Source organism: Streptomyces filipinensis (assembly GCF_014649495.1).
In the GTDB taxonomy this organism is placed as follows: domain Bacteria; phylum Actinomycetota; class Actinomycetes; order Streptomycetales; family Streptomycetaceae; genus Streptomyces; species Streptomyces filipinensis.
The window spans coordinates 238,215-261,463 of sequence record NZ_BMTD01000004.1 but is presented as its reverse complement, the minus strand read 5'-3'; the positions used below and the strand labels follow the sequence as shown (position 1 = coordinate 261,463).

At 72.6% G+C, this 23,249-nt stretch carries 22 protein-coding genes and 1 pseudogene; 13 read left to right on the top strand and 10 right to left on the bottom strand.

The window, feature by feature from the left end:
* Nucleotides 1–19 precede the first annotated feature (19 nt).
* Nucleotides 20–1,447: an alpha/beta fold hydrolase gene (locus IE244_RS12135; protein WP_191873329.1), complete on the bottom strand. Its 1,428-nt coding sequence runs from the start codon at nt 1,445–1,447 to the stop codon at nt 20–22.
* A gap of 216 nt (nt 1,448–1,663) precedes the next feature.
* On the bottom strand, nt 1,664–3,124 hold the full coding sequence (locus IE244_RS12130; protein ID WP_191873327.1) for an MFS transporter: 1,461 nt from the start codon (nt 3,122–3,124) through the stop codon (nt 1,664–1,666).
* 245 nt (nt 3,125–3,369) lie between these two features.
* Between IE244_RS12130 and IE244_RS12125 the strand changes: the two genes are divergently transcribed.
* The 5 genes from IE244_RS12125 (at nt 3,370) to IE244_RS12105 (ending at nt 7,087) form a co-directional block, all read left to right on the top strand.
* Nucleotides 3,370–3,693, top strand: coding sequence for a 2Fe-2S iron-sulfur cluster-binding protein (locus IE244_RS12125; RefSeq protein WP_031169495.1), 324 nt, complete (start codon nt 3,370–3,372; stop codon nt 3,691–3,693).
* Complete coding sequence (locus IE244_RS12120) at nt 3,693–4,952, top strand: NAD(P)/FAD-dependent oxidoreductase (RefSeq protein ID WP_191873325.1); 1,260 nt, start codon at nt 3,693–3,695, stop codon at nt 4,950–4,952. Before IE244_RS12125 ends, IE244_RS12120 begins: the two co-directional genes overlap by 1 nt.
* Before the next feature lie 86 nt (nt 4,953–5,038).
* Nucleotides 5,039–5,554 carry a hypothetical protein gene (locus IE244_RS12115; protein WP_191873323.1) on the top strand — a complete coding sequence of 172 codons (516 nt, stop codon included), beginning with the start codon at nt 5,039–5,041 and terminating at the stop codon, nt 5,552–5,554.
* A 69-nt stretch (nt 5,555–5,623) separates the two neighbouring features.
* Entirely contained in the window at nt 5,624–6,151 is a 528-nt protein-coding gene (locus tag IE244_RS12110; protein ID WP_191873321.1) for a hypothetical protein, read from the top strand.
* 153 nt (nt 6,152–6,304) lie between these two features.
* Nucleotides 6,305–7,087: a VOC family protein gene (locus IE244_RS12105; RefSeq protein ID WP_191873319.1), complete on the top strand. Its 783-nt coding sequence runs from the start codon at nt 6,305–6,307 to the stop codon at nt 7,085–7,087.
* 96 nt (nt 7,088–7,183) lie between these two features.
* Here IE244_RS12105 and IE244_RS12100 read toward each other — a convergent pair whose 3' ends face one another.
* The 3 genes from IE244_RS12100 to IE244_RS12090 all read right to left on the bottom strand — a co-directional run bounded on the left by IE244_RS12100 (nt 7,184) and on the right by IE244_RS12090 (nt 10,145).
* Nucleotides 7,184–8,404 carry a cytochrome P450 gene (locus IE244_RS12100; RefSeq protein WP_229854063.1) on the bottom strand — a complete coding sequence of 407 codons (1,221 nt, stop codon included), beginning with the start codon at nt 8,402–8,404 and terminating at the stop codon, nt 7,184–7,186.
* A gap of 101 nt (nt 8,405–8,505) precedes the next feature.
* Nucleotides 8,506–9,630 (bottom strand): acyl-CoA dehydrogenase family protein, encoded by a 1,125-nt coding sequence (locus IE244_RS12095; protein ID WP_191873315.1) that lies wholly within the window; start codon nt 9,628–9,630, stop codon nt 8,506–8,508.
* A 29-nt stretch (nt 9,631–9,659) separates the two neighbouring features.
* Nucleotides 9,660–10,145, bottom strand: a complete 486-nt coding sequence (locus IE244_RS12090; RefSeq protein WP_191873313.1) for an SRPBCC domain-containing protein — start codon at nt 10,143–10,145, stop codon at nt 9,660–9,662.
* Nucleotides 10,146–10,387: 242 nt separating this feature from the next.
* Here IE244_RS12090 and IE244_RS12085 point away from each other — a divergent pair, with 242 nt between their 5' ends.
* Genes IE244_RS12085 through IE244_RS12075 form a run of 3 tightly spaced genes read left to right on the top strand, consistent with a single transcriptional unit; the run spans nt 10,388 to nt 12,696 of the window.
* The gene (locus IE244_RS12085; protein WP_031169480.1) at nt 10,388–11,173 is read left to right on the top strand and encodes an SDR family NAD(P)-dependent oxidoreductase; all 786 of its coding nucleotides are present in this window, start codon (nt 10,388–10,390) and stop codon (nt 11,171–11,173) included.
* Nucleotides 11,174–11,221: 48 nt separating this feature from the next.
* Nucleotides 11,222–11,782, top strand: a complete 561-nt coding sequence (locus IE244_RS12080; protein WP_191873312.1) for a flavin reductase family protein — start codon at nt 11,222–11,224, stop codon at nt 11,780–11,782.
* On the top strand, nt 11,779–12,696 hold the full coding sequence (locus IE244_RS12075) for an MBL fold metallo-hydrolase (protein WP_191873311.1): 918 nt from the start codon (nt 11,779–11,781) through the stop codon (nt 12,694–12,696). Before IE244_RS12080 ends, IE244_RS12075 begins: the two co-directional genes overlap by 4 nt.
* Nucleotides 12,697–12,788: 92 nt before the next feature.
* Here IE244_RS12075 and IE244_RS12070 read toward each other — a convergent pair whose 3' ends face one another.
* Entirely contained in the window at nt 12,789–13,253 is a 465-nt protein-coding gene (locus IE244_RS12070; RefSeq protein WP_229854062.1) for a nuclear transport factor 2 family protein, read from the bottom strand.
* Nucleotides 13,254–13,470: 217 nt separating this feature from the next.
* On the opposite strand from IE244_RS12070, the pseudogene IE244_RS12065 reads away from it, so the two are divergent.
* Nucleotides 13,471–14,295: pseudogene (locus tag IE244_RS12065) on the top strand (slipin family protein); the annotation flags it as partial.
* Here the strand turns inward: IE244_RS12065 and IE244_RS12060 are convergent.
* Nucleotides 14,243–15,433, bottom strand: a complete 1,191-nt coding sequence (locus IE244_RS12060; RefSeq protein WP_191873309.1) for an MFS transporter — start codon at nt 15,431–15,433, stop codon at nt 14,243–14,245. The pseudogene IE244_RS12065 and the gene IE244_RS12060 overlap by 53 nt on opposite strands.
* Nucleotides 15,434–15,517: 84 nt before the next feature.
* Here IE244_RS12060 and IE244_RS12055 point away from each other — a divergent pair, with 84 nt between their 5' ends.
* The 3 genes from IE244_RS12055 (at nt 15,518) to IE244_RS12045 (ending at nt 18,005) form a co-directional block, all read left to right on the top strand.
* On the top strand, nt 15,518–16,573 hold the full coding sequence (locus IE244_RS12055) for an ArsR/SmtB family transcription factor (protein WP_191873308.1): 1,056 nt from the start codon (nt 15,518–15,520) through the stop codon (nt 16,571–16,573).
* Nucleotides 16,574–16,582: 9 nt separating this feature from the next.
* The gene (locus IE244_RS12050) at nt 16,583–17,071 is read left to right on the top strand and encodes a glutathione peroxidase (RefSeq protein WP_031169467.1); all 489 of its coding nucleotides are present in this window, start codon (nt 16,583–16,585) and stop codon (nt 17,069–17,071) included.
* 67 nt (nt 17,072–17,138) lie between these two features.
* Nucleotides 17,139–18,005: a MerR family transcriptional regulator gene (locus IE244_RS12045; protein ID WP_191873307.1), complete on the top strand. Its 867-nt coding sequence runs from the start codon at nt 17,139–17,141 to the stop codon at nt 18,003–18,005.
* Between the two features lie 133 nt (nt 18,006–18,138).
* Here IE244_RS12045 and IE244_RS12040 read toward each other — a convergent pair whose 3' ends face one another.
* From IE244_RS12040 to IE244_RS12030, 3 genes are all read right to left on the bottom strand, one after another.
* Nucleotides 18,139–18,333, bottom strand: a complete 195-nt coding sequence (locus tag IE244_RS12040) for a DUF397 domain-containing protein (protein ID WP_191873306.1) — start codon at nt 18,331–18,333, stop codon at nt 18,139–18,141.
* 189 nt (nt 18,334–18,522) lie between these two features.
* Entirely contained in the window at nt 18,523–19,380 is an 858-nt protein-coding gene (locus IE244_RS12035; protein ID WP_191873304.1) for a helix-turn-helix domain-containing protein, read from the bottom strand.
* A 255-nt stretch (nt 19,381–19,635) separates the two neighbouring features.
* Nucleotides 19,636–20,391: a GOLPH3/VPS74 family protein gene (locus tag IE244_RS12030; RefSeq protein WP_031169459.1), complete on the bottom strand. Its 756-nt coding sequence runs from the start codon at nt 20,389–20,391 to the stop codon at nt 19,636–19,638.
* 181 nt (nt 20,392–20,572) lie between these two features.
* Between IE244_RS12030 and IE244_RS12025 the strand changes: the two genes are divergently transcribed.
* Nucleotides 20,573–23,227, top strand: coding sequence for a D-alanyl-D-alanine carboxypeptidase (locus IE244_RS12025; protein WP_191873303.1), 2,655 nt, complete (start codon nt 20,573–20,575; stop codon nt 23,225–23,227).
* The last annotated feature ends 22 nt before the right edge of the window (nt 23,228–23,249 follow it).

Here is a 23,249-nt window from a genome sequence, read left to right as displayed (position 1 = left end):
ACGTCTCCTGCCGCCGCGGTCAGTCCGGGTCGGCGGCGATGTCCGGGCGCGGGGTGCGGCCCGGGCAGGTGGCGCGGGACGCCGGCAGCTCGCCGTCGACGAGGTAGCGGTGGACCACGGCGTCGACGTACGGGTTGCCGCCGAGCACGTACACCTCGTGCTCGCCGGAGTCCTCGACGGTGAGCAGGTGGTGGCCGAGGCGCTCCGCCATGGCCACGCCGCCCGCGTAGTGGTCCATCGGGTCGCCGTCGGCCTGCACCACCAGGCCCACCGGGTAGCCGTCGCGGACCGGCACGACCGGGGGTTCGGCGGGCTCGAAGGCGCGGAAGGCCCCCACCCAGGGCTGGGCGCGCAGCACGCCGTAGCCGTACGGGTAGCGCTCCCGGAACTCCCGCATGTCCTGGTAGTACACCTCCAGGTCGGCGGGCCACCGGTGTTCGAGCGTGATGGCTTCCAGGACGCCGCAGCGCAGCGAGCCCTCGCTGTCGTCGGGACGCCAGGTGCCCTGCTCCTGCAGCAGCCGCCGGCAGGCGTCGGCGTCGCCGGCGGCGGCCGCCTTGCCCAACGCGGCGACGAGGGCGCCGAGTTCCGCCCACTGGCCGCGGTCGGCCGCGCGGTTGCCGACGGCACCGTCGAACAGGGTGCGCAGCTGCGGGCCCTGCCCGAGGCCGTCCAGGCGTACGACGACCTCCTCGATCCCGGCGAACACCTTCTCCCGTGTGTCGCCCAGGCCGAAGTGCAGCTGGCGGGCGGCCGTCCACTCGGCCCAGCGTTCGACGTTGCGCCGCACCGCGTCGCCCTGCCACAGGAACTGCTCGCGCCAGGTCCAGTCGGGGTGGACGCACGAGTCGAGGACGCTGCGGTCGAGGCGGGCGGGGAACAGCGTGCCGTACACGGCTCCGACGTACGCGCCGTAGGCGTAGCCGACGAAGTTCAGCCGCTCCTCTTCGAGTACGCCGCGGATGACGTCCATGTCGCGGGCCGTGTTGGGGGTGCTGATGTGTCGGCGCAGCTCGCCGCCCGCGCGGGCGCAGGCCTCCTCGCGCAGCCGCATGTCCTCGGCGAGCCGGGGGAACAGCTCGTCGGGCGGGCGGGAGTCGAACGGGACGGTGGGGACGGTGACCTCGGCGAGCAGGTTGGTGGACGCGCCGGTGCCGCGCGGGTCGAACCCGATCAGGTCGTACACCTCGTGCAGCGGTGTGCCGGCGTACTTGTCGGGCAGTCCGCGGCCGGCGCCCCAGTCACCGCCGGGGCCTCCGTTGACCCCGAGGAGGATGCCGCGCCGCCGCGTCGGCTCTGTCGCCCGGCGGCGGCTGAGGGCGATGTCGATCCGTTCGCCGTCCGGGTCCGCGTAGTCGCGCGGCACCTGGATCGTCGCGTGTTCGAGCAGTGCGTCGTCGGGGTCCGGCGACCACTGCGGTCGCTGGGCGTAGAAGTCGGTGAGCACCGCGAACCTCCGTTCTGGTCAGGAGGTTCAGCGTCCCGTCAGTGGCTTGAGGGGGCCTGGATCCTTTCCTGACGGGCGCTCCGGGCCGTGCCGCGAGGGAAGTGCCGTGCTGTGCCGTCGTTCGGCTTGCGGCTGCGTCGTGGCTGGTCGCGCAGTTCCCCGCGCCCCTCCGGGGCGCGCACCGGCACCGGCGTCACCACGCGGACCGCACCCCTCTCACTGCTCGGGAACGCCTTTGTCCTTCCCCCGCCCCGGCACCGCCAGGGCGGCCAGGAGGCCGATGGCCGCGAAGACGGCGCCGCCGGTGAGGGCGAGGTCGTAGCCGGAGGCGAGCGCGTGGGCGGAGGCCGCCGGTCCGGGGGACGACGCCTCGTCGATACGGCGGGCCGACAGCGCGGCCAGCGTCACCAGGCCGAGGGCGCTGCCGAGCTGACGTGTGGTGTTGAGCAGCCCGGAGCCCAGGCCCGCCTGGTGGGCGGGCAGGCCGGCGGTGGCGGCGTTCGTCGTGGCGTTGAGCACCGCGCCCATGCCGAAGCCGAGCAGCACGACGGGCCCGAGCAGGTCCGTGACGTAGGTGGCGTCCGCGTCCGCCTGCGCCAGCCACAGCAGGCCGAGACTGGACAGCGCCAGGCCGGTCAGCAGGACGGGCCGGGGCCCGGTGCGCGGGACGAGCCCGGACACACCCCAGCCGCCGAGCGCGATGCCCGCCGACAGCGGCAGATAGCTCAGGCCGGTGCGCACGGGGCTGTAGCCGAGGACCTGCTGGAGCAGCAGGGTGAAGAAGTAGAAGGTGCTGAACAGCGCCGCGACGCCGAAGAAGGCGACCAGGTTGGCGGCGGCCACCGAGCGGATGCGGAAGACGTCGAGCGGGACCAGCGGATGCCGGGCGAACCGGGCCTGGATCAGTACGAACAGCCCGAGCATCGCGGCCCCGCCGACGAGCGGGGAGAGGACCGCGGCCGACGTCCAGCCGTAGGTGTGCGCCTCGGCGACCGCGCAGACCACCGCCATCAGGCCGAGCGTGACGGTGACGGCGCCGGGGACGTCGAGGCGGGGGCGCGGCCCGTCACGGTGCTGTCCCGGCGGTACGACCCAGCGGACGGTCGCGAACAGGACCAGCCCGATGGGCACGTTGATCAGGAGGGTCCAGCGCCAGGACAGCCACTCGGTGATGGCACCGCCGGCCAGCACACCGATCGCCCCCGCGGCCCCGGACACCCCGCTCCACCAGCCGAAGGCCCGCGCGCGGGCCTCGGGCCGGGTGAACGTCGTACCGAGCACGGTGAGCGTGGCGGGCGCCATGACGGCGGCGCCCAGGCCCTGGAAGGCGCGGGCCAGGATCAGGGTCGCCGGGCTGTGCGCCAGCCCGCCGACGGCGCTGGCGAGCGTGAACAGGCCGACGCCGGCCAGGAAGATCCTGCGCTGTCCGAACAGGTCGGCCAGTCTGCCGCCGAGCAGCAGGAAGCCGCACACGACGACGGTGTAGGCGTTGTTGACCAGTTGCAGGTGGTGCCGGTCGAAGTGCAGGTCCCCGGCGATGGCGGGCAGCGCCACGTTGACCACCGAGGCGTCGAGCACGTTCATGAACTGGCCCAGGCAGCAGGCGGCGAGGACGAGCCCGAGCCGCGGCCCGGTGCGGACGGGCGTCGCGGCGGGCCGCACGGTCGAAGCGGTCATGCGGGCACGCTGCGCCCGGGTGGTCGACGGCCGATCGCGGCCGGGTCGAGCCCCACGGACCCGGCCGGCCGCGGGCGCGGTGCGCCGTACGGATCCGGCCAGCCGCCTAAAGGGGCGCTCAAGGGCGTCTCAAGACCGGGCGCCCACAGTCCCCCTCCGTACGTGAGCGGGGCGGATCCGCCGCCGTCGCGGACCGGATCCCGTACCGCCGTAAGGGCCGGACGACATTCCCCGAGGAGAGCGCCATGGCCAAGATCACCTACTTGCATCCCAACGGCACCGCCACCGTCGTCGACGTCCAGGCACCCAACACGGTCATGCGCGGCGCGAAGCTGAACAACATCGACGGCATCGAGGCGCAGTGCGGCGGCTCCGCGCAGTGCGGCACCTGCCACGTCTACGTCGACGAGCAGAGCACCGTGCCGCTGCCGTCGATGGACTCCGTCGAGGACGACGTGCTGTACGGCACGGCCTGCCCGCGCCGGGAGAACAGCCGGCTCAGCTGCCAGCTGCCGGTCACCGAGGAGCTGGACGGGCTCGTGGTGCACCTGCCCGAGGCGCAGAGCTGATGGCCGCCCGGGGGGTCGTCGTCATCGGCGCCGGACAGGGCGGCCTGGACACGGTGGCCGCGCTGCGCGCCAAGGGCTACGGCGGTCCGGTCACGCTGGTCGGCGAGGAGCCGGTGGCGCCGTACCAGCGGCCGCCGCTGTCGAAGGGCTTCCTCACCGGCGCCACACGCCACGACGAACTGACGCTGCGCACCGAGTCGTTCTTCTCGGCGCAGGACATCACCCTGGTCTGCGGCGACCGTGCGGAGCGCGTCGAGCCGGACGTCCAGCGGGTCCGGCTGGCCTCGGGCGGCACGCTGCGCTACGACAAGCTGGTCCTCGCCACCGGTTCCCGGCCGCGCACGCTTCCGGTGCCCGGCATGGACCTGTCCGGTGTGCTGACGCTGCGCACGCTCGCCGACGCGGAGGCGCTGCGCGGCCTGCTCTCCGGTCCGCCCCGGCAGGTCGTCGTGCTCGGCGCCGGGTTCGTCGGACTGGAGACCGCCGCCACCGTGCGCGGCCTGGGCCACGACGTCACCGTGGTGGAGGCGCAGCGGCGTGTCCTCGCCCGTGCCCTGACCCCGCAGCTGTCCGAGTGGCTGGCCGGCCGGCACCGGAGCCAGGGGGTGCGACTGCTGCTCGGCGCGGAGGTCACGGCCCTGCACGGCACCCCCGCGGGCGAGGTCGCCGGGGTGCAGCTGCTGGACGGCCGGCGGCTGCCCGCGGACCTCGTGATCGTGGGCGTCGGCGCCCTGCCCGAGACGCGGCTCGCCACCGAGGCGGGGCTCCTCGTCGGTGACGGCGTCATCGTCGACCAGTGGCTGCGCACGGACGACCGGTCCGTGTACGCCATCGGTGACTGCGCCCGTTTCCCCAGCGCCCGCCAAGGGCGCCACATTCGCCTGGAGTCGGTGCAGAACGCGTCGGACCAGGCCCGGTGCGTGGCCGCCGCGATCTGCGGCGAGTCCGTGCCGTACACCGCGGTCCCCTGGTTCTGGTCCGAGCAGTACGCGCTGCGGCTGCAGATGGCCGGACTGACCGCGGGACACGACGAGACGGTGACCGTCGGCGATCCCGACGGCGCCCGTTTCTCCGTGCTGTGTTTCCGCGCGGGCCGGCTGACCGGCGCCGAGTCGGTCGGCAGGCCCGCGGACCACGCCATCGCCCGCCGTCTTCTGTCGTCGGGCACCGGCCCCTCCCCCGCCGAGGCGCGCGCCCCGGGCTTCGACCTCAAGTCCTTCGTGACGAGGCCGAGTTCACCGGCCCCGGCGCACGCGTGACCCCGCACACGGGGCAGACAGACCTGCCCGACCCGCCAGACCAGAGCGCCGGCCACCGGCACCCGCACCAGAGAGGCTGTCCCCACATGTCCGAGAGCAGATCGACCACCCGTACCCGCCGCACCCTGCTGGCGTCGCTGGCCGTGTCCGCCGCGATCGCCGGGACGCTGACCCTGTCGGCGGCGCCCAGTGGCGCGGCCCCCCGCACCGACGCCCTGGTCGGCACCTGGGACCTCACGGTCTCCGTCACCACACCGGACGGGGGCGCCGCGGTCACCACGCCGCGCTTCGTGTTCGCCCCGGACCACCGGCTGTCGGCGGAGGGCCCCAAGGACGGCGACGGCGTGCCCGCCTACGTGGCCCACGGATTCTGGAACGAGGACGGCCGCGGCGACATCGCGATGTACATCAACCACAACGGCCGTCCGGACGGCGCCTACCTCGGTGCCGTACAGGCCGAGCACATCGGGCACCTCAGCCACCACGGCACCCGTTTCAGCACGCACGCCTACGCCTTCACCACCCAGCAGGACGGCACCATGCAGGGCCCGATCTCGGTGAGCGCCCAGGCCGTCAAGGTGTCCGACGCCACCAGCCAGTGACCCCCGCCGCGCAGGCCGGCGCGGCACACCCGGGTCAGACTCCGCCCCCACGTCCGAGAGGTACCCCCCATGTCTGACACCAGCACGATCGCTCATGTGCGGCCCCGCCGCGCCACCCTGCGAGCCCTCGGCCTGTGGCTCGCTCTGGTGGCCGCGGTGTTCACCGGGGCCGCTGCCGCCTCCACCGCGGCCGCCGACCCGGTCTCCCCGGCGATGTCCCCGGTGGGCACCTGGACCACCGCCGTCACCATCGGCACCGGACCGGACGCGGTGACCTCGACCTCGCACTTCACGTTCGCCGCCGATCACACGCTGACCACGGACGGCGCTCCGGGCCCGGACGGCACCCCCCAGTACCCCGGCAGCGGTTACTGGACGGCGCGGCCCGACGGTGCGTTTGCGTTCTCCATCACGCACGGCGGCCCCGACGTGGCCGACTCCGGCGGCACCTACCCGGGCACGGTGTACGCGGTGCACCAGGGCCGGATCGTGGGCGACACCTTCACCACGACCGCCGTCGCGTTCACCGTCGTCGAGAAGACCGGTGCCCGGCTCGGCCCGATCACGGTCAGCGCGCGGGGCACCCGCGTGCCCTGATCGTCGCGCGGCCCTTGGGACCACGGCCCGCGCCCGGCTCGCTCCCCCTCGAGCCGGGCGCGGGCCGTTCTCGTCCACCGCTCCAGCGGACGCCCCTAGCGTGCGCCATGACCACGTCTGTGTACCCCCCTGCTGCAACGAAATGAGGCAGACATGACCGCATTCGCCGCCGGATCCCCGTGCTGGGTCGACGTCAGCGTCCCCGACCTGGAGGCCGCGCGACGCTTCTACGGGGCGCTGCTCGGCTGGACCTTCGAGCCGGGTGACGAGCGGTTCGGCTCCTACACGCCGGCGCTGAAGGACGGCAAGAGCGTCGCCGCCCTCGCGCCCGCGCAGGGCGGCGCCCCCGCCGCCTGGAACCTGTACTTCGCCACCCCGGACGCCCAGGACCTGGCCCGGCGCATCGGGGAGGCCGGCGGCAAGGTCGTGGTGGAGCCGACCGCGATCGGTGACGCCGGGACCCTGCTGGTGGCGACCGACCCGGGCGGGGCGCACATCGGCGCCTGGCAGCCGGGCACGCGCGCGGGCTTCGACGTCCAGGGAGTGCCCGGCTCGTTCTTCTGGCCGGAGATCTACACCCGGGACAAGGACGCCGTCGACCCGTTCTACGAGACCGTGTTCGGCTTCACCGGGCAGCAGATCTCCGACGGCCCCTTCGACTTCAAGCTGTGGTTCCTGCAGGGCAACCCGCAGCCCGTCGCCGGGCGCCTGCAGATGGGCGAGTTCATCCCGGCCGAGGTCCCCGCGCACGCCCTCGTGTACTTCTCGGTGGCCGACACCGACGAGACGGTGGCGAAGGTGCTGGAGCTGGGCGGCAGCGTGAGCCGTGAGCCCTCGGACAGCCCGTTCGGGCGCTCCGCCCTCGTCGCCGACGACCAGGGCGCGCGGTTCGCGGTGATGGGCCCGGTCAAGGACGCCGGCGCCGCGGCGAGCTGACCGCCGTAGCCGGACGAGCCGGTCCCGGAACCCCTGGCGGGTTCCGGGACCGGCTCCTGTGCGCTGTGCTCCGGTGCGCCGTCCGGTGGGTTTCGCTCAGTCCCCCCAGACCACCGGCAGGCTGGTCAGCGTGTGGTTGATCTCGCCGACGTGCCAGGGCAGTTCGGACTCGGGCACGGCCAGGCGCAGGTCGGGGAAGCGGGACACCAGGGCCTCGATGGCGATCACCAGCTCCATGCGGCCCAGGTGCTTGCCGAGGCAGTAGTGCAGGCCGTGGCCGAAGGAGATGTGCGGGTTGTGGTCGCGGGCCAGGTCGAGCCGGTCGGGGTCGGCGAAGACGGTCTCGTCCCGGTTGGCGGAGGCCAGGGCGAGCAGCACCGCGTCGCCCTTGCGGATGGTCACGCCGCCGACCTCGATGTCCTCCGCCGCGATCCGCGGGAACCCGGAGGTGTCGGTGGCGAACAGGTTGACGTGCCGCAGGAGTTCCTCGACGGCCACCGGGATCCGGGCGTGGTCCTCGCGCAGCCACTCCCACTTGTCGCGGGCGTCCACCAGCAGCGCCAGCACGGAGTTGGCGAGCTGGTTGGCGGTGGTGTCGAAGCCGGCGCCGATGAGCGTGAAGCCGAAGGTGACGAGCTCCTGCTCGCTGAGCCGGTCGTCGTTGTCGCGGGCGGCGATCAGCTCGGAGAGCATGTCGTCGGTGGGGTTGGCCCGCTTTTCGGCGATGAGGCCGACGATGTACTCGCTGAGCTTGGCGAGCCCGTCGAGGGACTCCTTGCCGCCGGCCCGCTCGTCGACGGTGGCGAAGGCACGGGCCCACTTCTCGAAGGTGCGCAGGTCCTCGGCCGGTACGCCGAGGAGCTCGCCGATGACGGTCAGCGGCAGCGGGACCGCGAACTCCTGCACCAGGTCGGCGGTGCCGCCGCGCGCCTCGATGCCGTCGAGGAGTTCGTCGCAGACCTTCTGCACGTTGTCCCGCATGCGCTCGATCCGGCGCATCGTGAAGGCGCCGGCCACCAGCTTGCGCAGCCGGGAGTGCTCGGGCGAGTCCAGCGAGATGATCATCTCGGGGGTGGTGTGCATGGTGCCGCCGATCCGCGGGGCGCCCTCGCCGCAGGCCAGCGCCCGGCTCAGCCGGGGGTCGGCGGACAGCTCCCGCACGTCCTGGTAGCGGGTCACCAGCCAGGCGTCCACCCCGCCCGCGGTGCGCACCTTGACCACCGGCCGGGTCTGGCGCAGCTCCGCGTAGCGCGGTGCCGGTCCCCGGTACGACGAACCGGGCAGGGGGTACACATCGGATTCCTGAAGGGCAGTCACCGTGACTCCTTCGATGTAGCGGCCAAGGTCTCCACCACCGTAGGAACCGGTGATGGAGACCAAGTCGGCTGGAACTGGAGCCGTTTCGGCGCCGGGCCCCCTCAGGTGTCGGCGGGGCCGAGCAGCACCGTGGAGTAGTTCTTGCGGGCCGCGGTGTCGTACTGCAGGGCGACGTGGCTGGTGGCCGAGGTGACGTCCCGCCATATCCGCTGCAGGGCGTGGGTCTCCCCGAGGCCGCCCGTGCCGGTGGCGCGGACCAGCAGCTCCAGGGCGCCCTGCAGGAGTTCGGCGGAGAAGGTGGCGTTGCGTTCGTTGCGTGCCATCAGCTCGGGCGTGAAGGCGCGCGTGTCGAGGACGCCGGCGTTCTGCTCGACGAGGTGCCGGGCCGCGTCGATGCGTCCGGAGGCCCGTACCAGCTTGGTCTCGGCGGTGACGGTGCGCTTGCGTCCGGTCAGCAGCCCGCCGGCCGCCTGCAGCGCGCCGGCGGCGGCGCCCACCACGGGCGCGATGAAGGTCAGCCCGCCGACGGCCTGGAACGGCACGTTGTGGGCGGGCACCTCGGAGGTGGCGTTGCGCCCGCTGAGCATGTCGGTGCGGGCGAACGACAGATGATCCGGTACGAGGGCGTCGTCGACGACGACCGTGTGGCTGCCGGTGGCCCGCATACCGACGCTGTCCCAGGTCCGTTCGACGCTGAACGCGCCCTGGGGCAGCGCGAAGAACCGCAGCTCGGGCGGCCCGTCGTCGTGGGACCGGGCGACCGCGCCACACAGCAGCGCCCAGTCGGCGAAGTCGATGCCGCTGACGTAGGCCCAGCGGCCCGTGAGCCGCCAGCCGCCGTCGGCCGGCCGGGCCCGCCCGGCGGGCATCAGCCCCGTGGCGATGACCGTGTCCGGGCTCTGGCCCCACAGCGCCCGGTGCCCCTCGGCGGGCAGGTGGGCGGCGAAGCGTGCCGAGTACGCGGCCAGGGACGCGCACCACGCGGTGGCGGCACAGCCCTCGCCGACGGTGAGGACCGCGCGGGTCAGCTCACCGAACGTGCCCTCGCTGCCGCCCCACCGCCCGGCCACGAAGTGCCGGGCGAAGCCGGCCTCGGTCAGCGCCTCGGTCACCGCCGGGGCGAGAGCGCGTCGCCGGTCCGCCTCGGGGGCGTGCTCGGCCGCGAGCAGACGCAGTTTGTCGGCGGCGGGGAGCAGTCCTGTTCCGTTGCCGGAGTCGTTTCCCATCCCTGTGACCTCCTGTCGTGACGAGACGGTCAGACGCCGCGTGCGACGGCCTGCGCGAAGCGCTCCAGGGTCTCCCCCGGGCTGGGGCCGTCCAGGGCGCGGAAGATCCGCTCGGCGCCTTCACCGTGCTTGTGGAGCTTGACGTGTGCGAGCGACACCTTGGTGTGCGTGGCGTCCACGGGCTCGATGTCGACCTCGATCTCACTGGCCCGCTCGTCGTCCGGGATGGACTGCCAGTTCCCGTCGATGCGCCAGGTCATGACGAGCCGGCGGCCCGGCTCCCACTCCAGGACCCGGCCCCAGGCGATCTCGGTGCCCTCCACGTCCCACTCGTAGTACCGGCCGCCGACACCGGGGTCGAAGGCGAGCCCGGCCCGCTCCTTCTTGACCAGCACGTGGGAGGCCGGCCACCACTCGGCCGGCTGCTCGGTGAACACGCGGAAACAGTCGGCGGGGCTGGCCGCCACGGTCACCGACTTCCGTACGTCGGGGATGGTCTGCGTCTGTTCGGGCACGGGGCCCTCCTTGTCCGGCGTCTGCACAGGTCCGATCACGCTGGCGTGTGGGGCTCGACATGCGCCGGATCGCCGGTAGGGCGGCGATGGGGGTGCCGCGTGGTGTCGTCGTGCGGCTGCGGCCGCGTCGTGGCGGACCGCGCGGTTCCCCGCGCCCCGCTCCGGCCGGAGGCGACCGGCGTCCTAGGCCCCCCGGTCACGGTCGTCCCGTTCCCGGCCCCACGACCTCTTGGGAGAGCACGATGACAGAAGCGGGACGACGGGTTGCCTTCGTCACCGGCGCGACCAGCGGGATCGGGCTGGCCGTGACCGAACTGCTGGCCCGTCAGGGGGCGGCGGTGTTCGGGGTGGCGCGTGCCGAGGAAAGCGTCACCACGGTGGTGAAGCGGCTGCGCGAGGAGGGCCTGGAGGTTTCCGGCGCGGTCTGCGACGTCACTTCCAGCGAGCAGGTGAAGGCCGCCGTCGAGGCGGCGGTGGCCGCGTACGGGCGGATCGACATCCTCGTCAACAACGCGGGCCGGGGCGGCGGCGGTGTCACCGCCGAGCTGCCGGACGCCCTGTGGCTCGACGTGATCGACACCAACCTGAACGGCACGTTCCGGGTGACCCGCGAGGTGCTGAGCACCGGACGGATGCGGGACGGCGACTGGGGCCGCATCATCAACATCGCCTCCACCGGCGGCAAGCAGGGCGTCGAGCTGGCCGCCCCCTACTCGGCCTCCAAGCACGGCGTCGTCGGCTTCACCAAGGCCGTGGGCAAGGAGCTGGCGAAGACCGGCATCACGGTGAACGCGGTGTGCCCCGGCTACGTCGAGACCCCGATGGCACAGCGGGTCCGCCAGGGCTACGCCGGCCACTACGGCGTGAGCGAGCAGGAGATGCTCGAGAAGTTCAACGCGAAGATCCCGCTGGGCCGTTACTCCACCCCCGAGGAGGTGGCGGGCCTGGTCGGCTATCTCGCCTCGGACACCGCCGCCTCCATCACCGCCCAGGCGCTCAACGTCTGCGGCGGCCTGGGCAACTACTGATCCCCACCGACCGCCGCCGACCCCGCTACGAGAGACGGAGCCTCCACGATGACCGACACCGGTGGCACGCTGCTCGCCGAACCCACAACCGACGTCGCCGCCTTCCGGGCCGCGATGGGCCGCTTCCCCACCGGGGTCACCCTGCTCACACAGGGCAGCGGCGACGACACCATCGTCATGACCCTCAACAGTCTGACCTCGGTGTCCCTCGATCCGATGCTGCTGCTGGTCTCGGTCAAGGCGGACGGCCGGATGCGTCCGAAGATCCAGCGCGGCGGCGGCTTCGCCGTGAACGTGCTCAGCGAGTCGCAGCGCGACCTGGCCCAGGAGTTCTGCCGTCCGGACCGCCCGGCGGGCCGGGCCGCGATGACGCGCCTCGGCGCGGTCGAGGGCACCCTCGGCCACGCCGTGCTCCCCGCGGCCGAGGCGTACTTCGAGTGCGAGCTGTACGACGAGCACGAGGCCGGCGACCACGTCCTGCTCATCGGCCGGGTCGTGACCGTGCACAACCGGTCCGGCGAGGCCCGGCCGCTCGTGTTCCACCGCGGCGCCTACGCGCACGTCACCGCTGCCGCACCGGCCGCCGGGGACCGGGGCAGGGCGGCATGAGCGCTCCCGTCCAGGCGCCGCCGTCGCTGGAGCAGGTGGCGGAGGGCGTGTACGCGTATGTGCAGCCCGGCGGCGGTTGGTGCGTGAACAACGCGGGCCTGGTGGTCGGCGAGGACTTCGCGGTCCTCGTCGACACGGCGGCCACCGAGGCCCGCACCCGGCGACTGCGCGAGGCCGTCGAACGGGTCGTCCCCGGCGGGGTCGACTTCGTGGTCAACACCCACTTCCACGGCGACCACACCTTCGGCAACGGCCAGTTCACGCCGCGGGCGCTGGTCGTCGCGCACACCGGGACCCGGTCGGACAGCGCGGAGGCGGGTCTGCACCTGCGGGGGCTGTGGCCCGGCGTGGAGTGGGGCGAGACACCGCTCACCCTGCCTTCACTCACCTTCCAGGACACGCTGACGCTGCACACGGGCGGCCCGCGGGCCGAGCTGCTGCATGTGGGACCGGCGCACACCGCGAACGACGTGGTCGTGTGGGTCCCCGAGCGGGCGGTGCTGTTCACCGGCGACGTCGTGTGGTCGGGGGTCACCCCGTACGTCCTGATGGGCTCGGTCAGCGGTTCGCTGGAGGCGCTGCGGCGGCTGCGCGCGCTGGGTCCGCGCACGGTGGTACCGGGCCACGGTCCGGCCGGTGGCCCGGAGCTGCTGGACTTCACGGAGGCGTATCTGCGGCTGCTGGACCGCCTGGCCGCGGACGGTCTGCGCGAGGGCCTGTCCCCGCTGCAGGCCGCGGAGCGCGCCGACCTGGGCGAGTTCGCCGGTCTGGTCGACGCCGAGCGCCTGGTGGGCAATCTGCACCGGGCCTTCGCCGAGCGGCAGGGCCTGCCCCCCGGCGCCCGGCTCGACGTCGTGGCGTCCTTCAAGGAGATGGTCGCCTTCCACGGCGGCCTGCCCGCCTGCCACGCCTGAGCGACCCGCACAACGCGCACAGCACAACGGGGATGCGCCGGACGGTCGTACACCGTCCGGCGCATCCCCGCTCGCCGTTCGCGCCCGAGGCCTCAGCCGGCCTGCACGGGCGGCTCCACCGGGGTGTCGCGGTGGATCACCCGGCGCCTGGTGTAGAGCACTCCGTCCCGGCGCACCAGCTCGTCCTCGACGGTGAAGGTCGGCTCGAAGACGACGTTGCCCTCACGGTCGGTCTGGGTGACGAGCGAGTAGTACGACACGTGCAGGGTGTCCCCGTCGACCGGGTCGGCCTCGATCAGCACGTGGTCGAACCAGTGCCGTACGGCGATGTCGCGGTAGCGGGGCAGCGCGGCCCGCATCCCCGCGAGCATCTGCTCCCGCCCGCGCTGCACGGCCCCGCCCGCGTGCACGACCTCCCCGTCCTCGGTGAACGTGGCGGCGAACCCCTCGATGTCCAGCGCGTCGACCCGGCGCATCTGCCACGCGTAGAACGTCCGGACCTCGGCGTAGACCTCCCCGGAGACCTGTGCGTACGTATTCCTGACCGCCTGGGACACGGCGTCTCCCCTCAGTGACAACGGCCGCCCCACTCCGGCAGCCCGACTACCCCCACGCTGCCCGCTCCCGCTCCAGGCCCGCTGGAGGGCCGGTCAGCCGGGCGTCCGGCTTTCTTTACGTTTCCCTGACGCCCCGGCCGCATCCGCCCGCCCCCGCCCCGGTGTCCTCCTGGTTGTCCTGTACCGGACGGAACAACGCGTCGGAGATGGGAGTGCCATGGAAGGCACCGTCGTCGCAGTGGTCGTCGTCGTACTGCTCCTGCTGTGCGTGCTGAAGAGCGGGATGCGGGTCGTCAACCAGGTGGAGCGCGGGGTGGTGTTCCGCTGGGGCAAGGCCCTGCCGAGCCACCGTCCGCCCGGCATCACCTTCCTCATCCCGTTCGCCGACCGGATGCGCAAGGTGAACGTGCAGATCGTGACCATGCCCGTGCCCACGCAGGAGGGCATCACCCGGGACAACGTGTCGGTGAAGGTCGACGCGGTCGTCTACTTCCGGGTGACCGACCCGGTGCGCGCGGCCATCGAGGTCCAGGACTACGTCTTCGCGGTCGGCCAGGTCGCCCAGTCCTCGCTGCGCTCCATCATCGGCAAGAGCGACCTCGACGACCTCCTCTCCGACCGGGAGCGGCTGCACGAGGGACTGGCCCTGATGATCGACAGCCCGGCCGCCGGCTGGGGCGTCCACATCGACCGCGTCGAGATCAAGGACGTCCAGCTGCCGGAGTCGCTGAAGCGGTCCATGTCCCGCCAGGCCGAGGCCGAGCGGGAACGGCGGGCCCGGGTCATCACCGCCGACGGCGAGTTCCAGGCCGCCCAGCAGCTCGCCAACGCGTCGAGGATCATGTCCGACACCCCCGAGGCGATGCAGCTGCGGCTTCTGCAGACGGTCGTGGAGGTGGCCGCCGAGAAGAACTCGACCCTCGTCATGCCCTTCCCGGTCGAACTGCTGCGCTACTTCGACCGGGCCGTCCAGAAGATCGACGCCGACCTCAACGTGCCCCGGCAGGCTCCGGCTCCGGCGCGGGAGACCGACGACCGGCCGTAGCCAGCGCCAGCGTGACGCACACCGAGCCCGCCGCCATCACCGTCATCCCCACGGCGGGCGAGGTGAGCTGCGCCAGTGTCCCGGCCACCGTCGCGCTCACCCCCTGCAGGGTCAGCATCCCCGCCGAGTGCAGCCCGAGGGCCTGACCGGCGAGTTCACCCGGCGTCAGCTCCACCAGCCGCTCCTGCTGCAGCAGACTCGCACCGAACCCGACGGAGGCGACCGCCACGCACACCGCCGCCACCGGCAGCGGCGGACGCGCGCAGAACACCAGGTACGGCGCGGCGAGCAGCAGCAGGAGCGGCGTCGCCAGCCGGCGTCGTACGGCGGGCGGCAGCAGCCGTCCGACCGCCACGTCCCCGGCGAACATCCCGAACGCGCCGCAGGCGAACAGCGTGCCGGCGGCGTGCGGCGCGTACGCCACGTACAGCGACTCGCAGCCGACGACCATGCCGTTGGGCAGCCACAGGCCGAGGTAGGTGAGACGGCGGGGGCGGGACGACCAGAGCAGGGCGTTGGTGCGCCAGGTCGCCGCCGCGGAGGGGCGGCCCGCGGCCCGGGGCGGGCGGGCGGTCAGGCCGAGCCGCAGCACCAGCGCGGCGAGCAGGTACAGCCCGGCGGCCGCCAGCAGGCACACCCGCGGGGAGAGCGCGGCGAGCAGGGCCCCGCCGGTGGCGAACCCGGCGATCTGCATCAGCCCGCCCATCATGTTGAACAGCGAACGCCCCGGCAGGTAGCGGCCCTTGTCGAGCACCTCGTTCAGCAGCCCCCAGTGGACCCCGCCGCCCAGCGAGGCCACGAGCCCCAGCACCAGCACGACGCCGAGGGTCGCGCCGACCGGCAGCCCGGGCACCGCCTGCACCGCCGTCCCGGCGGCGAACACCAGCGCGATCGCGCCCAGCGCCGTACGCGGCGGCAGCCGGTCGGCGCCGGACAGCAGGAAGCTCGCGCCGAGCACCTGGGCGAGCGACGGGCCGAACATGCTCACCGCCGACAGCAGCGGCGATCCGGTCGCGCGGTACACGAGCGTGCCGAGGGCCAGCCCGCCGACGGTCTGCGCGGCGGTCTGCGCGGCCGAGCCGAGGAAGAGCGGGGTGAACTCCGGGGTGCGGAACAGTGATCGGTAACCAGGCATGCCCGGGAGTCTCGGCCGGCCCGCACGCGGCTCGTTATTGTTTCGCGCGAGCGCGAAAGGCCGTACGGCCGTGAGGGGGCCGGGATGGGCTGGTGGGAGCTCAACGCGGACACGCTCGCCCGCAGCCGGTTCGTCGTCTCCCCGCTCGCCGAGACCTTCGCAAACCTGAAACTGCTGCACGCGGCGGACGCCGCGCATCCCGGTGAGCAGCGGTGGCTGCGGTCCCATCTGCCGGCCTACCGCGCGCGGCTGGCCGCCGATCCGGTGACGGCCCGGCTGGTCGGCGCCGGACTCGGCCGGAGGTGGATCGCCGACTTCCTGACACCGCCGCCCCGAGGCGGCGAGCGGTTCGCCGACGAGGTGGCCCGTGTCCGGGCAGCCCCGCCCGACGCGGCGCGCGCCCATCTGCGCACCTCGCTGGGCGGCCCGCTCCCCGCCGAGCTGGACCGCGACGACCTGCCCGAGCGGGCGGCCCTGCTCCTGGAGTGGGTGTGGGAGGAGACCGTACGGCCGTCCTGGGAGCGGCGCCGGCGGGTGCTGGAGGCGGACGTGGTCGCGCGGACGGCGCAGGTGAGCCGGGGCGGCTGGGCGAGCGTGCTCGACGCGCTGCGCCCCGGACGCACCAGATGGCTCGGCGAGAACCGCCTCCAGATCAACCCGCACGCGTACCCGCCCCGCGAGATCGCCGGCGCCGAGCTGCTCCTCGTGCCGGTGACCGTGCAGCGGGCGGGCTGGGTGGCCTGGGAGGACGGGGTGCGCTACGCGGCGGTCTACCCGTGCGCAGGCGCCCTCGCCCACCCCGCCGCCCGGACCGTCCCGTCGGCCCTGGGCGCGCTCCTGGGGCCGGCCCGCGCTGACGTCCTGCTCCTCCTCGCGTCCCCCCTGAGCACCACCCAGCTCACGGCGGTGACCGGTCAGGGGCTGGGGTCGGTGGGCCGCCATCTGAGGGTCCTGCGGGAGGCGGGCCTCGTCGAACGGCGCCGGGCGGGACGGTCCGTGCTGTACGTCCGCACGCGGGCCGGTGACGTCCTGACGCAAGCGGGGGGAGCGCCGGCAAGGGGCACGGGGAACCGCACGCCCGGCGACCGCCGGCCCGCGGCTGAAGACGGCCCCCGAACGCCCGGCCCGCGGAGCGCATAGCATCCAGGCATGACCAACGTACTGAACGTCGACATCGACGCCCTCACCGGCGGCCCCGCGGACCTTGCCCAGTACGCCGGGAAAGCCGTCCTCATCGTGAACGTCGCCTCGAAGTGCGGCCTCACCCCCCAGTACACGGGCCTGGAGAAACTGCAGGAACGGTACGCCGCACGCGGCTTCACCGTGCTCGGCGTGCCCTGCAACCAGTTCCTCGGGCAGGAGCCCGGCACCGCCGAGGAGATCGCCGAGTTCTGCTCGGCGACGTACGGCGTGACCTTCCCGCTCACCGAGAAGGCCGAGGTGAACGGCGAGGGCCGGCACCCGCTGTACGAACGGCTCGTCGGCTTCGCGGACGACGAGGGGCACAGCGGTGACATCCGCTGGAACTTCGAGAAGTTCCTGATCGGCCGGGACGGCACGGTCGTCGCCCGCTTCTCGCCGCAGACCGAGCCGGAGTCGGACGCGGTCGTGACGGCCATCGAGGCCCAGCTCGCCTGAGCCCGGCTTGACCCTGCCCCTGGGACAGGGCCGAACGTCCCTGTCACCGGGCGGAAAGAGCCGCCCGGTGACGGAGGATGACGTCGTGGACGACGACCTGCTCACCATCGGCGCGTTCGCCGCGCGGGCCCGGCTGTCGGCCAAGGCGCTGCGGCTGTACGACCGGCTCGGCCTGCTGGCCCCCGCGCACGTCGACGAGGCGACCGGCTACCGCTACTACCGCGCCGACCAGGTCGACCGCGCCCGGCTCGTGGCCCTGCTGCGGCAGCTGGACATGCCGCTGGCCCGGATCGCCGAGGTGCTCGGGGCCGAGGGCACCGAGGCCGCCGGCCGGCTGGCCGCCTACTGGGCGGACGTGGAGACCCGGGTGGCCGGGCAGCGGACCCTCGCCGAGTACCTCCGTGGACGGCTGTCGGGGAGGAGCTCCGAGATGTACGGGAAGTTCGTGATCGAGACCGTGGACGTGCCGGCCCAGGTGGTGATCACCGAGCGACGGCACACCCTGGCGGACGAGCTGCCGACGTGGATCGGCGCGTCGCTGGGCCGGCTGGAGGCGGCGGCCCGGGAGTGCGGGGGGATGACGGGGGCGCCGTTCGTCGTCTACCACGCGGAGGTGTCGATGGAGAGCGACGGGCCGGCCGAGTCGTGCGTACCGGTGGCGGACGAGGCGGCGGCCCGGGCGTGGGCCGCCGAGCGGGGGCGGCCCTGGGAGACGACGGTACGGGTCGAGCCGGCGGCCCGGCTGGCCTGCACCCGGATCACCAAGGCCCAGGTGGCCCACCCGCAGATCCTGGCCGCCTTCGAGGCGGTGGAGCAGTGGATGGCGGGTGAGGGCCTTCGGATGGCCGGCCCGAGCCGCGAGGTCTACTTCGCGGACTGGGACGCGGCGGGCCCGCACGACCCGGTGTGCGACGTGGCGTTCCCGGTGCGGTGACCAGCGGCACCACCGGGGCGTGACCGAGCCCTCTCGGCAAGGACGGCGACTGGTCGAGAGGGCTCTTCTGGTGGTGCTTGTGAAGTTGTCTTCGTCGGGGGGGTCTTTACGGACGAGGGTCAGGGAGAGCCCCCTAGGCCTTGACCGAGGCCACGAAGGCGTTCCACGCTTCGGCGGGGAAGGCCAGGACGGGGCCCTGGAGGGCCTTGGAGTCACGGACGGCGAGCTCGGTGGCGTCGGTGGGCGACTTGACCTCGACGCAGGCGCCGTTGCCCGCGGAATAGGAGGACTTCATCCACGTCTCCGAAGCGCCCTGAATCAGTGCCATGTCCACTCCTGTTGCGAGTTGCGGTAGTGCGGTTCACGCCAACCTTGTCGTCTGATTGGCGTGATCGACGCTACCGGGCAACTGCCTCTGCTGGAGTAGTCGTTCACTCAACCGGATGGCATATTCCAAGGGGGCCTTCCACTGAGGCGGACCGACGGTGTACGATCCGGCGCCCTCTGTGACAGCGGCTCATTCCGCGTACTGCTTGGCCACCTTCGCAATGTGCTGTCGGGATTGCTCCACATTGAGGGACTGTGCCCGTAGATGCTCGTACATCACGGCGTACTTCTGCACGTCCTGGGCCTTCTCCAGGTAGAGGTCGCTGGTGACGCCCTCCAGGTACACCACGCTGGAGTCGGCCGCGTCGGTGAACTCCAGGATCGCGTACTGGCCGTTGAGCCCCGGATGCGCGCCCACCTCGAACGGCAGGACCTGCACGGTGACGTGCGGCAGCTGGGACATCTCGATCAGGTGCTCCAGCTGCTCGCGCATCACCAGTTTGCTCCCGACGACCCGGCGCAGCGCCGCCTCGTCCAGCACCACCCACAGCCGGAGCGGGTTGTTCTCGGCGGTGATACGTTCCTGTCGGCGCATGCGGACCTGCACGCGCTTCTCGATCTCGGCGGTCGACGTCTCCGGCAACGCGCCCTGCACCAGGGCCTCCGCGTAGGCGCGGGTCTGCAGCAGACCCGTCACCAGCTGGGGCTCGTACACCCGCAGCGACTCGGCGTCCGTCTCCAGGCCGATGTAGACGCTGTACGGGATGTCCCCGAAGGTGTGCCACCAGCCCTGCTGCCGCGAGTCGCGCGCCATCTCCATCAGCGAGTCGACGATCCGCTGGTCCTCTACCTCGTAGACCCCGCACAGGTCACGCACATCGCGCTGACTGATACTTCTGCGGCCGTTCTCCAGCCGACTGATCTTCGACTGCGACACGAGCAGTCGCTCGGCCACTTCCTCGGCCGTCATGCCCTTGAGCTCGCGGAGCCTGCGCAGCTCCTGGCCCAGCCGGCGCCGCCTGACGGTGGGATTGACATTGGACGCCACGGGACGTGCACCTCCGGCTGCCTGCCTGTTGCTTGACACTTTCCGTATCTGCTGTTGAGCAGACTGCCACCAAGGTGCTTTCTACCGCTGGGAAATGGTGGATATGCGGCGCGTACGCGTCACTTCGCCACGGCTCGCCACCCGAAGGGGTGCCGGGACGCAGTCGAGCGGGACGGTGAGACCCCGTGGAAGGATCTCACCGCCCCGCTCGGACCAGCGGCTCCCGAACCTGGTCGTGGGGACCGGGGGTACGGCTCAGTGGGCCACGGCACGCGCCATGGACCCGCGGTGCGGCTGCATCGGAACCCCGCGTGCGGGTTCCGCCACGGCCCTGGCGCCGGCCGCGCCCTGCCGACCGGTGGCGGCCGGTCCGCGGCGCGGCTGCGCCGCTGCACCGTTCTGCACGTCCATCACGGCGTGCGCGACAAGACCGCCCATCGGGTCATGCCGGATCAGATCCCGCAGCCGGGACCGGGACGACCGCCCTTCGTTCCCCGGGTACAGGTGCTTGCCGAGTCCGACGGCGTGCGCCAGGGCGGCGAGCGCCGCGGTCCGCGGGTCCGGCGGTACGCCGGTGCGGATCGCGGAGTCCAGCCGGGCTCGGATCTCCCGGCTGATCTCGTTGTCCGTCGCCTGGTAGCGAGTCGTCGGCAGCACCCCGCACATCTGACCGGCCACGGCATGCACCATGCCGCACCGCTCCAGATGCGAGAGGTAGGTCTGACGGAGCCCCAGCCGAGGCCCGCCGATCCAGTGAACAGCCCGCACGGGAGCGCCGCGACGTCGCAGCAACTCCAACGCGCAGTCCAAAGTCGGATCTCCAGTCGGCCGTGGCACCACCACGGCGATACGATCCCCGTCTGGGGCTATCCGTCCGGCCAGCGCCAGCTCCACTAGCTGTGCACCGGCCAGACCGAGGTCGAGCGACTGCGGCTGCGCAGTGGTACCCGTGGCCGGGTCCAGTGCCAGCAGCAGAAGCTCCTCCGGAAGTGTTCTGCGGCTCCTGCCCATCCATGCCTCCCCGCGTGGATGAATGACAGGGTGACCCCTCTCACATTGGTCTGTCGAGGGTGCGTGACCGGTTCGTGAGGGAACCGGCAGGTATGTCGTTCTCGTCTACCGCAGGGGCCACGCCCTCACACAGGACACTGGTACATGGTTCGGACAGGGCGCGCGCGTGGGCGCGCGGCGCATGGAGGAGGCATCGGTGGCGGGCGAGTCCCCCGACAAGTCGAAGCAGCGTCAGTCGTCGGCAGAACCGACGTCGGGGAACGCGGGTACGGTTCCCGAGGCCCGCGATCCGCGCCTCGCGGTCTCCCGCGAAAAGGATTCCGCGCCGGGCGGCGTGGACACGGCGACGAAGATCCTGTCGATACGCGACGCGAAGCCCGGCGCACCGGAACCCGAGCCCGGCGAGACCCCCGAGGAGGACACCGCCCTCCGCGAGGCGGTCTCGGCGTGGGTACGCGCCGCGGCACCGGAGAAGAAGCAGACGGCCGAGACCGCGAGGACGGACTCCGCCCCGGAGGCCGACGTGGACGCCGAGTCGAACACCGGTCAGAAGGCGCCCGAGAACGCCGACAAGACCGACGCGAACGCAAACCGAGAGAAGCCGAACGCCGAGGCGGAGACGGACTCTGACCCCGACTCGGACACGAAGGCGGAGGCGGATCCCACGTCCGACGCCCCTGCGGCCGACGCGAACCCGAAGCCCGAGACGAAGTCCGCCGCGGACGCCAAGGCCGACTCGGACACGAAGACCGACGCAGACACGAAGACCGACGCGGACGCCAAGACCGACACGGACGCCAAGGCCGACACGGACACGAAGACCGACGCGGACACGAAGACCGACGCGGACGCCAAGGCCGACTCGGACGCCAAGGCCGACTCGGATACGAAGACCGACGCGGACACGAAGACCGACGCGGACGCCAAGACCGACGCGGACGCCAAGACCGACGCGGACGCCAAGACCGACGCGGACGCCAAGACCGACGCGGACGCCAAGACCGACGCGGACGCCAAGACCGACGCGGACGCCAAGGCCGACGCGGGCACGAAGGCCGACGTGGACGGTGACGCCGAGGCGGGCCCGGAGGCCGGGAGCGCCGACGGCGAAGCCGAGGCGGAGGGGGCCGAGGACGCGCCCGGGGACGCCGACGGCGAGGACACCCCGCAGGGGCCACCCGCAGCCGACGACGAAACCCGCACGGGTGGTGCGGGTGGGAACGAGGACCCCGCCGACGGCGAAGCCGAGGCGGGGGAGGCCGAGGACGCCCCGCAGGACCCCGCGCCCGTCGACCAGCCCACCACCGTCTTCAAGGCGATATCGCCCAAGCCGGCCCCGCAGGTCGACCAGCCCACGACCATGCTCAAGCTCGGCGCCAAGCCCCCCGCCCCCAAGACCCCCGAGTCCGACGCCGAACGCACCAGCAAGTTCGTCGCGCTCAAGAACGACATGGCACCGGCCACCAAGCCCGCTGCCAAGCCCGCCGCCAAGCCGGACGCCACCACTCCCGTCCCCCAGGTCGGCCCCGAGCGCACCACCCAGCAGCCGCTCCCGCCGAAGCCCCCGCTGGACCTCCTGGCGGAGCTGACGAACACGCCGCCGCCCCCGGAGACCCCGGTCCGCACGCTCGTGCGCCGGGTCAAGATCTGGACCCCCCTGGTCCTGCTCCTGGTGATCATCTTCGCGGTCGTACAGGCGATGCGCCCGCTGCCGTCGCCCACCCTGTCGCTCACCGCCAAGGACAGCTACACGTTCGACGGCACGACGAACCTGCCGTGGCCGGGCGAAGGCCAGGGCTGGATGGACGTCGACGGCATCGGCACCATGGGCCACTTCGGCAAGCAGACCCCCGCGGCCATCGGCTCGGTCGCCAAGACCATGACCTCCTACATCATCCTCCGGAACCACCCGCTCAAGCCGGGCCAGGAAGGCCCGAGGATCAAGGTGGACCCGCAGGCGGAGAAGGAGGGCGGCTACGACAAGAGCGGCGGCGAGTCCACGCTCAACACCGTCAAGGCCGGCCAGTACCTCACCGAGAAGCAGGCCCTGTCGGCGGTCATGATCCCCTCCGCCAACAACATCGCCCGGCTGCTCGCGCGCTGGGACGCGGGCTCGGAGGCGGCGTTCGTGAAGAAGATGAACGCGACCGCCAGGGAACTGGGGATGACCCACACGACGTACACGGACCCCTCGGGCCTGAAGGAGACGACCGTCTCCACGGCCGAGGACCAGGTCAAGCTCGGCCGCGCGGTCGTCAAGAACCCCGCGCTGGTCGCCATCACCAGCGCGGCCAGCTGGACGGACCCCTCCGGCCACAACTGGAACAACGTGAACGACCTGCCGTACCTGATCGGCGCGATCGGCATCAAGACCGGCAGCACCACCGCGGCCGGCGGCAATCTGCTCTTCGCCTCCCGCAAGCAGGTCGGCGGCCAGACGGTGACGATCGTCGGCGTGATCCTCGGCCAGCACCAGGGCACGTCGATCCTCAAGACGGTCAACAGGGTCAGCAAGACCGCGCTGCTCGCCGCGCAGAACGCGTTGACCTCGTCGAAGATCCTGAAGAAGGGCGCGGTGGTCGGCTATGTGGACGACCGGCTCGGCGGCCACACCCCGATCGTGCTCACCAAGGACGTCACGGCCGTCGGCTGGGCGGGCCTGAAGGTGAAGCTGTCCTTCGCCTCCGACGAGGTGCCGCACACGGCGAAGGCCGGAACCCAGGTGGGCATGCTCACCGTGGGTGACGGTACGGTCGGTGCGGTCAAGGTCCCGGTAGCCCTGCAGAAGGATCTGGCACAGCCCGGATTCGGCGCCAAGCTGACCCGTCTGGGCTGATCGCACCACCGCCCGCCCACCC

Excerpts from the sequence above, each read along its gene's own strand:
- IE244_RS12105 (WP_191873319.1), top strand. The coding sequence starts at position 6,305 with ATGACCGCATTCGCCGCCGGATCCCCGTGCTGGGTCGACGTCAGCGTC.
- IE244_RS12025 (WP_191873303.1), top strand. The coding sequence starts at position 20,573 with ATGGAGGAGGCATCGGTGGCGGGCGAGTCCCCCGACAAGTCGAAGCAG.
- IE244_RS12095 (WP_191873315.1), bottom strand. The coding sequence starts at position 9,630 with ATGGGAAACGACTCCGGCAACGGAACAGGACTGCTCCCCGCCGCCGAC.
- IE244_RS12040 (WP_191873306.1), bottom strand. The coding sequence starts at position 18,333 with ATGGCACTGATTCAGGGCGCTTCGGAGACGTGGATGAAGTCCTCCTAT.
- IE244_RS12075 (WP_191873311.1), top strand. The coding sequence starts at position 11,779 with ATGAGCGCTCCCGTCCAGGCGCCGCCGTCGCTGGAGCAGGTGGCGGAG.
- IE244_RS12115 (WP_191873323.1), top strand. The coding sequence starts at position 5,039 with ATGTCCGAGAGCAGATCGACCACCCGTACCCGCCGCACCCTGCTGGCG.
- IE244_RS12055 (WP_191873308.1), top strand. The coding sequence starts at position 15,518 with ATGGGCTGGTGGGAGCTCAACGCGGACACGCTCGCCCGCAGCCGGTTC.
- IE244_RS12125 (WP_031169495.1), top strand. The coding sequence starts at position 3,370 with ATGGCCAAGATCACCTACTTGCATCCCAACGGCACCGCCACCGTCGTC.
- IE244_RS12130 (WP_191873327.1), bottom strand. The coding sequence starts at position 3,124 with ATGACCGCTTCGACCGTGCGGCCCGCCGCGACGCCCGTCCGCACCGGG.
- IE244_RS12080 (WP_191873312.1), top strand. The coding sequence starts at position 11,222 with ATGACCGACACCGGTGGCACGCTGCTCGCCGAACCCACAACCGACGTC.
- IE244_RS12050 (WP_031169467.1), top strand. The coding sequence starts at position 16,583 with ATGACCAACGTACTGAACGTCGACATCGACGCCCTCACCGGCGGCCCC.
- IE244_RS12110 (WP_191873321.1), top strand. The coding sequence starts at position 5,624 with ATGTCTGACACCAGCACGATCGCTCATGTGCGGCCCCGCCGCGCCACC.
- IE244_RS12120 (WP_191873325.1), top strand. The coding sequence starts at position 3,693 with ATGGCCGCCCGGGGGGTCGTCGTCATCGGCGCCGGACAGGGCGGCCTG.
- IE244_RS12030 (WP_031169459.1), bottom strand. The coding sequence starts at position 20,391 with ATGGGCAGGAGCCGCAGAACACTTCCGGAGGAGCTTCTGCTGCTGGCA.
- IE244_RS12060 (WP_191873309.1), bottom strand. The coding sequence starts at position 15,433 with ATGCCTGGTTACCGATCACTGTTCCGCACCCCGGAGTTCACCCCGCTC.
- IE244_RS12085 (WP_031169480.1), top strand. The coding sequence starts at position 10,388 with ATGACAGAAGCGGGACGACGGGTTGCCTTCGTCACCGGCGCGACCAGC.